We start from the raw sequence: 11,757 nt of genomic DNA on the forward strand, positions 1-11,757 counted from the left end.
GGTCCCCAGGTAACCAGGCGCCCCTCAGTTGAAGGCGTCGGGGTCGACCAGGAACCAGGTCGCCTCCGTCGTCCCGACGAGCTCCCCGTTCGAGGAGTACGCCGAGGTCGCGGTGAACACCTTGCGGCCCTCGGTGGCCCGGTGCTCCCCGAGCACCACGTGCTCCTCGTCCGCGACGGGAAGCCGGTCGACCCGGGCGGTGAACTCGCCGAGCACCATGGCGCGCTCGGCCATGCCCGCCGCCCACGCGCCCGCGCAGTCGAGGGCGGCCCAGGTGACCGGCCGGTCCACGTCGTGGTCCGGGGTCCAGGTCGCGGCCACGCGATCGGGGCCGACCGGCCCGGGGAAGATCCGGAGCCCGTCACCCGCCCCGCGCTCGGTGCCGCAGGAGAAGCAGCCCGGGAACGGGTGGCTGCTCAGCCCCGGGAACGACGCCTCCGCGGCCCGGGCGGTGCTCGGGTCCACGGGCCTGACGGGGGTGAGCGCGCCCCCGGGCCGGGCCTGGAGGACGAGGTCGGCCCCGGCGGTGGCGACCGTCCACCCGTCCTGCTCGCCGACCGTCAACGGGCTGTCCAGCGGCGGCGGCCGCCGGAGGCGGACCGTCACGACCGGCGCGTCGACGTACGACGCCAGCGCGCCCGCCGACCAGCCCCCGTTGCCGGAGCGGGCGGGTCCGCGGAAGCGGGCCGGGATCACCAGGTCGCCCCTCACCGGATCCGCTCCCAGCGCTCCAGCGCCTCCTTGCGCTCGTCGCCGTGGTCGACGATCGGGTGCGGGTAGCCGACCCGGTCGCGGTCGTCGGCGGACGGGTCGTGCGGGTCGGCGACGTCGGCGAGCTCGGGCACGAACCGGCGGACGTAGGCGCCGTCGGGGTCGAACTTGCGGCCCTGGGAGGTCGGGTTGAAGACCCGGAAGAACGGCGAGGCGTCGGTGCCGCTGCCGGCGGTCCACTGCCAGCCGTGGTTGTTGGAGGCCAGGTCGCCGTCGACCAGCCAGTGCAGGAAGTGCCGGGCGCCGTGCTGCCACTCGACGTGCAGGTCCTTGACCAGGAAGCTGGCGACGATCATCCGCAGCCGGTTGTGCATCCAGCCCGTCTCGCGCAGCTGGCGCATCCCCGCGTCGACGATGGGGAAGCCGGTGCGGCCCTCCTGCCAGTCGACCAGCTGGTCGGCGGGCTCGTCGTAGGTCATCCGGGCGAACTCGGGCTTGTAGTAGACGCGGGCCGAGTCGGGGCGCCGGAAGAGCACGTCGGCGTAGAACTCCCGCCAGGCGATCTCGCTGCGGTAGACCTGCGCGCCCCGGCTGCGCAGGCCGGCGAGGTCCTTCAGGATCGTGCGTGGGTGGATCTCGCCGTACTTCAGGTGGTGCGACATCCGCGACGTCCCCTCGACCCCGGGGCGGTCGCGGTCCTCGGCGTACGTCTCGACCGGTCCGTCGAGGAAGTCGGACCAGGCGCGCCGCGCCGCTGCCTCGCCGGCCTCGGGCAGGGTGAGCCCCGACGGCAGCGCCGGGTCGGGGATGTCGGTCGTGTCCTGGTCGAGCGCGAGCCACGAGACCCCGGTCGGGGCGTCGACCGGGTCGCGCCAGCCGTGCTCGGCCCAGGCTCGCGAGAACGGCGTGAAGACCTTGTAGGGCTCGCCGCTGCCGTTGGTGACCCGCGCCGGCGCCACGGCGTACGGCGAGCCGGTGCGGACCAGCTCGATCCCGGCCTCGGCCAGCGCCTCCTCGACCCGCGCGTCGCGCTCGCGTCCGTAGGGGCCGTAGTCGGCCGCGACGTGCACGCGGCTCGCGCCGACCGCCTTCGCGGCGAGGAGGACGCGGCGCACCGGGTCGCCCCGGACCACCGACAGCCCGGCCTGCCGCTGCCGCAGCGAGGCGTCGAGCGAGCGGAGCGAAGCACCGAGGTAGGCCCGCCGGCTGGGCCCGGCCGGATCCCAGAGCGTGGGGTCGAGCACGAACAGGGGGAGCACCTCTTTGGCCTCGGCCGCGTCGAGCAGCGCGGGGTTGTCGGCGAGTCTCAGGTCACGGCGGAACCACATCACGGAAGGCATCGCCGTCCAGGTTCCCATCGGACTGGGAGTGCTCACCTGTCATGGGACACAATGACCAGCGTGAGCGACCTGATCGACACCACCGAGATGTACCTGCGGACGATCTACGAGCTCGTCGAGGAGGGCATCGTCCCGCTGCGGGCCCGGATCGCCGAGCGCCTGCACCAGAGCGGACCGACGGTGTCGCAGACCGTGGCCCGGATGGAGCGCGACGGCCTGCTCACCATCGAGGGCGACCGCCACCTCGAGCTCACCGACGAGGGCCGCCGGCTCGCGATGCGCGTGATGCGCAAGCACCGCCTGGCCGAGCGGCTGCTCACCGACGTCATCGGCCTCGAGTGGGAGCTGGTCCACGAGGAGGCCTGCCGCTGGGAGCACGTGATGTCCGAGACCGTCGAGCGGCGGCTGCTGGAGCTGCTCGACCACCCGACGGAGTCGCCGTACGGCAACCCGATCCCGGGGCTGGCCGAGCTGGGCCAGAGCGAGATCGGCGAGGAGTTCATGGCCGACGTCGAGCCGCTGTCGAAGGCGGCCGGGTCGATGGAGGGACGGGTCCTGGTCCGCCGGATCTCCGAGGAGATGCAGAAGGACGAGGTGCTGATGAGCGCCATGCGCCGGGTCGGCGCGCTGCCCGACAAGACCGTCACCGTGGTCTCCACGGCGGCCGGCGTGCTGGTGGGCTCCGGCGGCGAGACCGCCGAGATCGTGCCCGAGGCCGCCGACCACATCTTCGTGAAGCGGGTCTAGACCTCTCCGCCGCCCCGGATGACCTCCGGGGCGGGCCGTCGTTGAGACGGCATGCACCTGGTCGAGAACGCTCCCGCCGCCCGCCCGCTCGAGGTCGACGACGTCGTCGAGCTGCTCCGCGAGCTCGCCGCGGTCATGGCGCCAACGCGCTGAGGAACTCGCTGCACCCCACGTCGAGGCGGTACGTCGCCAGCTCGTCGCCGCGGGTCTCGCCGCGGTTGACGATCACCACCGGCGTCCCCGCCTTGGCCGCGCGGCGGACGAACCGGAACCCGCTCATCACCGTCAGGCTCGATCCCGCCACCAGCAGCGCGCCGCCCGCGTCGACCAGCGCGTCGACCGCCGCGTAGCAGCGCTCGACCCGCGGGGCGGGCACGTTCTCGCCGAAGAACACCACGTCCGGCTTCAGCACCCCGCCGCACACCTCGCAGGCCGGCACCACGAAGCCCGCGGTCTCCTCCAGGTCGACGTCGCCGTCGGGCCGCACCTCGGCCGCCGCGTGCTCGGCCAGCCAGCCCGGGTTGGCCGCGTCGAGGCGCCCCTGCAGCTCGGCCCGCCCCGAGGTCGTGCGGCAGTCCAGGCACACGACGTCGGCGATCCGCCCGTGCAGGGCGACCAGCCGCCGACTGCCGGCGCGCTCGTGCAGCCCGTCGACGTTCTGGGTGATCAGCAGGGTCGGATCGAGCGCGGCCAGCGCGAGGTGGCCGGCGTTCGGACCGGCGGCCCGCATCCGGCTCCAGCCGAGGTGGCTGCGGGCCCAGTACCGCTGCCGCGCGGCCTCGCCCGAGACGAACTCGCCGTACGTCATCGGCGTCCGGGCGGGCGAGCCCGGTCCCCGGTAGTCGGGGATCCCGGAGTCGGTCGACAGCCCGGCCCCGGTCAGCACGACCAGCGGACGGTCGCGCAGCAGGGCGAGCGCATCGGTGGTGGTCGACCCGGCGGACGTCTGCACGTCGTCGAGGGTACGTCGCACCGCGTCAGCCGGTCGCCCGCGCGAGCCACTCCGCCATCAGCGCGCGCTCGGCGGCGGAGAGGCCGGGCAGGTCGTCCAGCACCGTCCCGAAGGTGACCGCGACGGCGGTGGGCGAGGTGTCCGGTGCGGCGGGTCCGGAGCTCAGCACCCGGTCGAGCACGGCGTCGAGCAGACCGTCCGCCAGGCCGGGGTCGCGCTCGTCGGGAGGCGTGCCGATCAACGTCAGCACCGCGCCGCTCCCGGCGGCGTGGATCATCAGCACCGCCCGCTCCTCGGGGACCCGGAGCCGTCCGGCGGCGGCCACGCGTCGTACCCGGGAGCGGAGCACCGCGATCCCGGCCTCGGTCGCCGGGGAGTCCCGGCGGCGGCCCGGGGCCAGCAGCAGCGTGTAGAGGTCGGGATTGGCGAGCCCGAAGTCCAGGTGCTGGCGCCAGGCCGTGCGCAGGTCGGCGACCGGGTCGTCGCCCTCGGCGGCGGACTGCTCGGTCTTCGTCGCGACGTAGGTGGCCATCGCGTGCTCGGCGACCGCCTCCAGCAGGCCGTCCTTGTCGCCGAACAGCCGATAGATGGTCGGCGCCTGGACCCCGGCCTCCTGGGCCACGCCGCGGGTGGTGACCGCGCCCGCGCCCTGCTCGCGGAGCAGTCGGGCGGCCGCCTCGACGATGCGGGCCCGGGGGCTGTCCTGGAGGTCGGCTCCGCTGGTCATGGATCAACGATAACGCGTGGTTGCTAGCACTGGTGCTATCGTCGATAACACAAAGGCTGAATCAACGATAGGAGCGCATCATGTACGTCGTCACCGGTGCCACCGGTCAACTGGGGTCGCGGATCGTCCGACGCCTGCTCGAGCGCGTCCCCGCCGACCAGGTCGGGGTGAGCGTCCAGGACGTCCGCGCGGCCGCATCCCTCACCGCGCGCGGTGTCCGGGTCCGGGCCGGCGACTTCACCGAGCCGGCCACCCTCGCGCACGCCTTCGAGGGCGCCAGCCGGGTGCTCGTGGTGTCGGCGGCCATCCGGGGCGCCGCCGCGGCGGACGCGGGTCGGGCGGCGGTGACCGCGGCCCGCGACGCCGGCGCCGACCGGGTCCTCTACACCAGCCACCAGGCGGCGTCGTACGACTCGCTGTTCCTGCCGCAGCTGACGCACGCCGGGACCGAGGCCCGGCTCGCCGAGCTCGGGGTGCCGTACACCGCGTTGCGCAACGGGTTCTACGCCGCCACGCTCGGCCACTACGTGGGCGACGCGGTGGCGAGCGGGGTGCTGGCGCTCCCGGAGGACGGGCCCTTCTCGTGGACGGCGCACGACGATCTCGCCGAGGTCGCGGTGGCCGCCCTCGTGGGGGACGCGACGCTCGACGGGATCACGGCGCCGCTGACCGCCCCCGAGGCACTCGACTTCGAGGCCGTCGCCGGCCTGGTCTCCGAGATCAGCGGACGAGCGGTCACCCGTGTCGTCGTACCGGACGAGCAGTGGGTCGGGGACGCGGTGGCGGCCGGGACGCCCGCCGGCGTCGCGGAGTTCACGCTCGGGATGTTCCGGGCGGCCCGGCGTGGTGAGTTCGCGGTCACCGACCCCACGCTCGAGCGGGTCATCGGTCGTCCCGCGACGTCGGTGCGCGAGGTCCTGCAGGACCTGGTGGGTCAGCGGGCGTAGCGCAGGGCCGCGCGCGCCCGGGCCTTCTCGGCCTCGACCTCGCGGTTCTTGGGCGGCGCCGTCGTGACCAGCTCCTCGAGGAGGTGCTCGGTGAGGTGGGCGATCTCGGCGACGGCGCGGTCGAACGCGGCCTGGTTGGCCTGCGACGGCTTCGTGGTGCCACTGACCTTGCGGACGTACTGCAAAGCGGCGGCGGTGACCTCGCTGCTCGTCGCCGGCGGCTCGAAGTTGTTGAGCGGGCGGATGTTGCGGCACATGCCTCGAGGGTACGACGGCCGCCGGCGGCCGTCCCTTCGTTGGTCGAGTAGCCCCGCGAGGAACGAGCGGGGCGTATCGAGACCTCACACCTCGAAGTACGACACCTCGGAGCCCGTCACCAGCACCACCCGGCCGTCGCCGAGCGGCACGGTCCGGACCTCGGCGACGTCCTCGCCGTGCTCGACCTCGACCATCCGGTTGCTGATCTGCCGGTCGTGGAGGTGCAGCACGGAGACGTAGCCGGTCTGGCCGCGCCGGCCGTAGTCGGCGATCACGGTCAGCAGGGTCCGCTGCTCGGGCAGCCAGGTGACCTGGCGCGGGTCCTGGCCGGCGAGCGCCTGGGACCCGGCACGGTAGGAGTGGACGTCGAGCTGTCGGACGGCAGTGAGGTCGGTGACGTCGAAGAAGCCCGCCTGGGCTCCCCAGCCGCGGCCGGTCCCGGTCGGCCCCTGGCCGAGGCCGATCATCCGGTTCTTGCCGAGCGGGTGGAGGTACTCGGAGAAGCCGGGGATCTTCAGCTCGCCGAGCAGCGTGGGGGCGGTCTCGTCGGAGAGGTCGACGGCGTAGAGCGGGTCGACCTCCCGGAAGGTCACCACGACGGCCAGCGCGTCGAACCAGCGCACCGACTTGATCTGCTCGTCGACCCCGAGGTCGTCGAGCCGCCCGACCTCGACCAGGGCGGGGCCGTCCTGCTCCAGGGTGAGGACCGAGTTGAAGTTGCCGGTGAGCTGGCTCGGCCCGACGGCCAGGCGCAGCACGCCGTCCTGCTCGTCCATCGCCCAGCGGTCCGCGACCACGCCGTCGACCCGGCCGCTCGCGAGGTACGTCGTCCCGGTGCCGGCGAGCTCGAGGTCGTGGACCGTGGTGGTGCCGGCCAGCTCCTCGTCGTACGCGGCGGTGATGCCCGTCGACTCGCGGAAGCAGCACCCCCAGCCGCTCCCGTGGCTGGTGGCGAGGTAGAGGTGGTGGGGTGAGAAGTAGGCGACGTCGGCCGCGGCGGCCAGGCCCTGGACGGTGCGCTCCGCGGGGTCGCCGGCCGCGAAGCCGACCACGGCGAGGGTGTCGAGCCCCGCGGCCTCGTCGGGGAGGGCGACCGCGGAGCAGTCGACCAGCGGCGTCGTCGCGCCGTCCTCGGTGACCGTGGGGAGCCAGTCCTCGATCGTGGTCGCGCGCACCAGCGCGCGGTTGGCCCGCAGCGCCTCCCGGTCGGTACGGCGGCGGGTCGGGTGGGTGAAGTCCAGGTCCGGCAGCCCCGCCGCGACCACGACCCGGACCGCGTCCCCGTGCAGCCGGGCGGCGAGCAGGCGGGCGTCGTAGTCGGCGGTCGTCGTGACGACCGGTGCGGCCGGGTCGCCGAGGTCGACGCCGAGCACCCGGGTCGTCCCGTCGGGCCGGGCGGCCACGACCGTCGCGGTGTCGCCCGCCAGCAGCAGCTCGCCCTCCTGCGCCCCACCGAGCACCAGGCGCCCGAGCCGCGCCGGCGCGCCGCCGCCGCGGACGTCGTACGTCGTGAGGACGCCGTCGTCGAGGCGGACCAGCAGCTCGCCGTCGGTCTTCACGACGTCGGGCTCGTCGACCCCGGACTCCTGGACGTTGGTCCCGCTCTCCTCGCTGGTGGCCCGCTGCGAGGCCGGGGCCTTGGCGGCTCCGGCGTAGCCGCTCGCCCTCCGCACGGCGCCGTCGTCGGCGAGCTCCTCGAGCAGGACCGGGCCCCCGCGGTAGAGGGAGGTGTCGCCCCAGCCCCAGGGGCCGACCAGGTCGACGGCCCGCTCGACGTACGCCTCGAGGAGGGTGGCGCAGTCGTCGGCGTACCCGACGGGCGCGCCGGGGGCGGCGAACGGCGCCGCGACCGGGCTCGCGTCGGTGCCGCCGCGGTGGGGCCCGTCCGGCCGGTCGGGACCGTCCGGACCACCCACCGCCGTCCCGGCGACGAAGGCGCCGGCGAGGGCGGCGGTGGTGACGAGCACGAGGAGCGGGCGCGAGCGGGGCATGGGGCTCGGACGCCGGACCGGCGGGCGGGGTTCCGTCGGGTGGCAGCATGGCGGCCATGGCTGATGCTCCCGACCTCGACCTGGTGCTCTTCGGCGCCACCGGCTTCACCGGCGCGCTGACCGCCGAGTACCTCGCCGCGCACGCCCCGGCCGGGCTCCGCTGGGCGCTCGCCGGACGCAACCTCGACAAGCTGGCCGCGGTCCGCGACCGGCTCGGTCCGGACGCGGGCAGGCTCGAGCTGATCCGGGCCGACGTCACCGACCCGGCCTCGCTGGCCGACCTCGCGCGCCGGACCAAGGTCGTCATCACGACCGTCGGCCCCTACCTCACGTACGGCGAGCCGCTGGTCGCCGCCTGCGCGGAGGCCGGCACCGACTACGTCGACCTGACCGGCGAGCCCGAGTTCGTCGACCGCATGTACGTCGCCCACCACGCCACCGCCCAGCGCACCGGGGCCCGGATCGTGCACGCCTGCGGCTTCGACTCGATCCCGCACGACCTCGGTGCGCTCCACACCGTGCAGGAGCTGGCCGCGGCCGGTCCGGTGACGGTGCGCGGAGTGGTCCGCGCCGGCGGCACCTTCTCGGGCGGCACCTTCCACTCCGCGCTGAACCAGTTCGCGCGGGCGCGGCAGATGCGTGAGGCGTCGGTCGCCCGGAGGCGGGTCGAGCCGCGCCCCGAGGGCCGCTCCTCGCGCGCGGTCGGCGGCAAGCCGCACCGCGACCCGGTGCTGGGCTTCTGGCTGGTCCCGCTGCCGACCATCGACCCGTTCGTGGTGGCGCGGAGCGGGGCGGCGCTGGCGTCGTACGGGCCGGAGTTCCGTTACTCCCACTACGCCGGCACCAAGACCCTGCGCTACGCCGCCGGCGGGGCGGTCGGCGCGGGCGCCCTGGCCCTGGCCAGCCAGGTCCGGCCGCTGCGCCACCTGCTGCTGAGCCGGGTGCCGCAGGGGGAGGGGCCCGACGAGCGTCGGCGCGAGAAGGCCTGGTTCACCGTCGATCTGGTCGGCGAGGGAGACGGCCGCACCGTCCACACGCGCGTCTCCGGCGGTGACCCCGGCTACGGCGAGACCGCGAAGATGCTGGCCGAGTCGGCGCTCTGCCTGGCCTTCGACGACAACCCGCCCACCTCCGGTTCGGTGACGACCGCGCAGGCGATGGGGGCGAACCTGATCACCCGGCTGCGGGCGGTTGGGATGCGCTTCGAGACCGTCGACTGACGGCGACGACCGGACCAGCGGGCCCGGAGGAAATGGAAGAAGCCCGCTGGCGTCTCGGGTCACCAGCGGGCTTCGTGGACTACTTTAAACGACCCTCTGAATCGGTGTCCGGGGAATCCCGCAGGACATGACGACTGGTCCAGACCGCCGGTTGGTCCGAGCCGTCCGCGGGCAGGAGGTCATGTGCTGGGGGGAGACAGCAGGTGGAGCATGGAGCAGGACCACCGGATGCGCTTCCAGCTGTCGCACCGCGACGGACTGCTGGTGCGGCGGCTGCTGGACCGCGACGGTTTCGCCGTCGACGGCCCCGACGGTCGAGGTGACGACCGGCGCACGCAGCTGAGCGTGGTCGCCGAGACCGAGGGCCGTGCGGCCCGGGTGCGCGAGGTGGTCGCGCGCTGGGCGCCCGAGGCCGTCCGGGTCGACAGATTCCGCCCCGATCCTGTCTAGGTCGGCCCGGGGCGGAAGAGGTAGTTGTGCGCTCGGTCCTGTCCGTCGAGCCCGGCGACCGAGGTGAAGCGAGCGAGCGCGCTCGCGGCCATGTCGACCGTCTCGGGTTTCGGGTGCAGCTGAACGTAGATTCCCTCGAAGACCAGCCAGGCACGGGCAGCGACCTCGGCATGTCCGAGGCCGTCCTCGTCCCCAGCGAGCGCGACGTCGACCAGCAGGCGCTCGCGCTCCTGGGCGAGCACGCTCAGCCTGATGTCGCGGTAGCGGTGGTGCTCGCCGAGGTAGACACTCGCCTCGGCGGGCTCCCCGAAGGAGCAGCTCACCTCGAGCCCGACCATCGACGCCCAGGAACCGGCGAGCGGAGCGGGAACCCAGTCGATGGTGAGCGAGGACGTGACCTCCGTGGTGTCGACCGGAGTCACGTCGAGGTCGACCTCGAAGGTCCAGGTGAGCGCCGCGTCGTACCCGCTCACCGGGTTCTCGAAGAGCAGCCCGTTCCACCTACCGCCCGTCGGGATCAGATCGACCACCTGGGCAGTATGGATCGTTGCCTCCGGGCTCACCGCGTCGACGCACGGGCGACGAGCTCGGGAGTGAAGAGCACCTGGCGGTGCCGGTGGGCCTCGTCGGTCGCCTCGTCGAGGACGAGCTCGGCGGCGGTGCGGCCGAGCTCCTGGCGGGGCTGGCGCACGGACGTGAGAGGTACGGCGGCCGCCGCGGCGAACTCGATGTCGTCGTAGCCGACGATGGCCAGCTGCTCGGGGACCTGGGTGCCGGAGCCGATGGCCTGCTGGAGCAGGCCGAGGGCGAGCAGGTCGTTGGCGCAGAACGCCGCCGTGGGTCGGCGGGCCGTCGGGAGGCCGGCGAGGCGCTCGCCGGCGTTGCGGCCCTCCTGGACGTCGAGGGTCGTGGTGGCGAGCACGACGAGGTCGTCGGCGGGGAGACCGGCCGCGGCCCAGGCCTGGCGGGCGCCCTCGAGGCGGTCGCGGACCTGGCCGAGGTGCGGTGGTCCGCCGATGAAGGCGACCTGGGTGTGGCCGCGGTCGACGAGGTGCTCGACGGCCAGCCGGCCGCCGTGCAGGTCGTCGACGGCCACCGAGCAGAAGCTGGCGTCCGAGCGGGTCCGGTCGACGATCACCAGCGGGGTGCCCCGGCGCCGTACCTCCTTCAGGACCGCGGCGTCGGGATCGACCGGCGTGACCAGCACCCCCTGGACGCGCTGCTGCTGGAGCAGCGCCAGGTGGGCCTCCTCGCGCGAGGCCAGGTTGCTGCTGTTGCACAGGACGAGGGCGAGGTCGGCCTCGTTGGCCGCGAGCTCGAGCCCGCGGGCGACGTCGGTGAAGAAGGGGTTCGAGGCGTCGAGCATCACGTAGGCGAGGGTCCGGCTGGTGCCGGCGCGGAGCTGGCGGGCCGACTCGTTGCGGACGAAGCCGAGCTCCGTCATCGCCTCCTGCACCCGGACCCGGGTCGCGCTCCCCACCCGGTCGGGCCGGTTGAGGACGTTGGAGACCGTGCCGACGGAGACCCCGGCGGCAGCGGCCACGTCCTTCACGGACGCGGCCCGCGGGGCGTGGGTCAGCGACATCTCGGTCTCCTTCCTCGGGTGGTCGTGAGTGGTACGGCGGGGTGGGGTGCCCGGCCGGCCACGGGAGAGCCATGGCCGGCCGGGCGGGTCTCGCGGGGTGGTGCGGTGGTGCTTCGGTGCGTGGTGCTGCAGGGTGCCTTCGGAACCCTGGATCAGGGTTTCGAGACGGGGTGCGCAGCCCCGAGCAAGCTCGGCTCCGCGCGCCCCTCCTCAACCCGATCGCCTCCTCCGGCCTTCGCAGGCTCAGGCCGGGGCGATCGCCCCGACCCGAGCCGTCGCAGGCTCAGGCTCGGATCGGTCAAAAGTCGAAGTCGGCGATGTTGTCGGCGTTGAAGCGGAACGGGTCGCCGAGCAGGACGGTGTTGTCCGCGCCGACGGTGAACTCGCCGAGGTCGCCGGCGGTGAAGGAGTCACCCTCGCCCTCGATGTCGCCCTTGACGAGCGCCTCGGCGGCGTAGGCGGCCAGGTAGCCCAGGTCGCCCGGGTTCCACAGGGCGAACTCAGTGACGGTGCCGTCGTTGACGAAGTCACGCATCTGGTTCGGGGTGCCCAGACCGGTCAGCGCGACCTTGCCCTTCGCGTCGGAGGTGGACAGGTAGCGCGCGGCAGCGGCGATACCGACCGTGGTCGGGGAGATGATGCCCTTGAGGTCGGGGTGCTTGTTCAGCAGCGCCGCGGTCGCGTCGAACGACTTCTGGTCGTCGTCGTCACCGTAGACGGTGTCGACGACCTTGATGTCGGGGTGCGAGGCAGCGATCTCGTCCTCCATGAGGCCGATCCACTCGTTCTGGTTCGTGGCGTTGGCCGCCGCGGAGAGGAACGCGATCTC

13 protein-coding genes are annotated in these 11,757 nt (G+C 73.9%); 4 read left to right on the forward strand and 9 right to left on the reverse strand.

The genetic code is table 11. From position 1 onward, the window contains the following. Positions 1–24: 24 nt before the first annotated feature. Positions 25–711: a hypothetical protein gene (locus BLT76_RS14810; protein WP_211752968.1), complete on the reverse strand. Its 687-nt coding sequence runs from the start codon at positions 709–711 to the stop codon at positions 25–27. Further along, a complete protein-coding gene (locus tag BLT76_RS14815; RefSeq protein ID WP_090857595.1) occupies positions 708–2,051 on the reverse strand; it encodes a cryptochrome/photolyase family protein in 1,344 nt (447 codons plus the stop codon). Before BLT76_RS14815 ends, BLT76_RS14810 begins: the two co-directional genes overlap by 4 nt. A gap of 60 nt (positions 2,052–2,111) precedes the next feature. Between BLT76_RS14815 and BLT76_RS14820 the strand changes: the two genes are divergently transcribed. Then, the gene (locus BLT76_RS14820; protein ID WP_090857470.1) at positions 2,112–2,798 is read left to right on the forward strand and encodes an iron-dependent transcriptional repressor DtxR; all 687 of its coding nucleotides are present in this window, start codon (positions 2,112–2,114) and stop codon (positions 2,796–2,798) included. 133 nt (positions 2,799–2,931) lie between these two features. Here BLT76_RS14820 and BLT76_RS14825 read toward each other — a convergent pair whose 3' ends face one another. Next, entirely contained in the window at positions 2,932–3,750 is an 819-nt protein-coding gene (locus tag BLT76_RS14825; RefSeq protein WP_170867076.1) for an NAD-dependent protein deacetylase, read from the reverse strand. Between the two features lie 25 nt (positions 3,751–3,775). After that, positions 3,776–4,477, reverse strand: a complete 702-nt coding sequence (locus BLT76_RS14830; RefSeq protein ID WP_090857475.1) for a TetR/AcrR family transcriptional regulator — start codon at positions 4,475–4,477, stop codon at positions 3,776–3,778. Positions 4,478–4,557: 80 nt separating this feature from the next. Here BLT76_RS14830 and BLT76_RS14835 point away from each other — a divergent pair, with 80 nt between their 5' ends. Continuing rightward, a complete protein-coding gene (locus tag BLT76_RS14835; RefSeq protein ID WP_090857478.1) occupies positions 4,558–5,424 on the forward strand; it encodes an NmrA family NAD(P)-binding protein in 867 nt (288 codons plus the stop codon). Here the strand turns inward: BLT76_RS14835 and BLT76_RS14840 are convergent. Both BLT76_RS14840 and BLT76_RS14845 read right to left on the reverse strand, forming a co-directional pair. Next, entirely contained in the window at positions 5,412–5,681 is a 270-nt protein-coding gene (locus tag BLT76_RS14840) for a DUF2277 domain-containing protein (RefSeq protein ID WP_090857480.1), read from the reverse strand. The two genes, BLT76_RS14835 and BLT76_RS14840, sit on opposite strands and share 13 nt — an antisense overlap. 84 nt (positions 5,682–5,765) lie before the next feature. Beyond that, on the reverse strand, positions 5,766–7,673 hold the full coding sequence (locus BLT76_RS14845) for a beta-propeller domain-containing protein (protein WP_090857483.1): 1,908 nt from the start codon (positions 7,671–7,673) through the stop codon (positions 5,766–5,768). Between the two features lie 56 nt (positions 7,674–7,729). On the opposite strand from BLT76_RS14845, the gene BLT76_RS14850 reads away from it, so the two are divergent. Together BLT76_RS14850 and BLT76_RS14855 are read left to right on the forward strand one after the other, a co-directional pair. Beyond that, positions 7,730–8,893, forward strand: a complete 1,164-nt coding sequence (locus BLT76_RS14850; protein ID WP_090857598.1) for a saccharopine dehydrogenase family protein — start codon at positions 7,730–7,732, stop codon at positions 8,891–8,893. A 210-nt stretch (positions 8,894–9,103) separates the two neighbouring features. Beyond that, positions 9,104–9,343, forward strand: a complete 240-nt coding sequence (locus BLT76_RS14855) for a hypothetical protein (RefSeq protein WP_090857486.1) — start codon at positions 9,104–9,106, stop codon at positions 9,341–9,343. Here the strand turns inward: BLT76_RS14855 and BLT76_RS14860 are convergent. From BLT76_RS14860 to BLT76_RS14870, 3 genes are all read right to left on the reverse strand, one after another. After that, positions 9,340–9,873: a hypothetical protein gene (locus BLT76_RS14860; protein ID WP_090857488.1), complete on the reverse strand. Its 534-nt coding sequence runs from the start codon at positions 9,871–9,873 to the stop codon at positions 9,340–9,342. The two genes, BLT76_RS14855 and BLT76_RS14860, sit on opposite strands and share 4 nt — an antisense overlap. A gap of 29 nt (positions 9,874–9,902) precedes the next feature. Next, the gene (locus BLT76_RS14865; protein ID WP_090857491.1) at positions 9,903–10,928 is read right to left on the reverse strand and encodes a LacI family DNA-binding transcriptional regulator; all 1,026 of its coding nucleotides are present in this window, start codon (positions 10,926–10,928) and stop codon (positions 9,903–9,905) included. Positions 10,929–11,226: 298 nt separating this feature from the next. Continuing rightward, positions 11,227–11,757 (reverse strand): substrate-binding domain-containing protein (locus BLT76_RS14870; RefSeq protein WP_139175542.1); only part of this gene is annotated, 531 nt, incomplete at its 5' end.

It is taken from the genome of Nocardioides lianchengensis (genome assembly GCF_900101465.1).
GTDB classification, from domain to species: domain Bacteria; phylum Actinomycetota; class Actinomycetes; order Propionibacteriales; family Nocardioidaceae; genus Nocardioides; species Nocardioides lianchengensis.

What these genes read in the sequence shown, in the direction of transcription:
- BLT76_RS14815 (WP_090857595.1), bottom strand. Translation starts at nt 2,051, where the DNA reads ATGCCTTCCGTGATGTGGTTCCGCCGTGACCTGAGACTCGCCGACAAC.
- BLT76_RS14830 (WP_090857475.1), bottom strand. Translation starts at nt 4,477, where the DNA reads ATGACCAGCGGAGCCGACCTCCAGGACAGCCCCCGGGCCCGCATCGTC.
- BLT76_RS14835 (WP_090857478.1), top strand. Translation starts at nt 4,558, where the DNA reads ATGTACGTCGTCACCGGTGCCACCGGTCAACTGGGGTCGCGGATCGTC.
- BLT76_RS14840 (WP_090857480.1), bottom strand. Translation starts at nt 5,681, where the DNA reads ATGTGCCGCAACATCCGCCCGCTCAACAACTTCGAGCCGCCGGCGACG.
- BLT76_RS14845 (WP_090857483.1), bottom strand. Translation starts at nt 7,673, where the DNA reads ATGCCCCGCTCGCGCCCGCTCCTCGTGCTCGTCACCACCGCCGCCCTC.
- BLT76_RS14850 (WP_090857598.1), top strand. Translation starts at nt 7,730, where the DNA reads ATGGCTGATGCTCCCGACCTCGACCTGGTGCTCTTCGGCGCCACCGGC.
- BLT76_RS14855 (WP_090857486.1), top strand. Translation starts at nt 9,104, where the DNA reads ATGGAGCAGGACCACCGGATGCGCTTCCAGCTGTCGCACCGCGACGGA.
- BLT76_RS14865 (WP_090857491.1), bottom strand. Translation starts at nt 10,928, where the DNA reads ATGTCGCTGACCCACGCCCCGCGGGCCGCGTCCGTGAAGGACGTGGCC.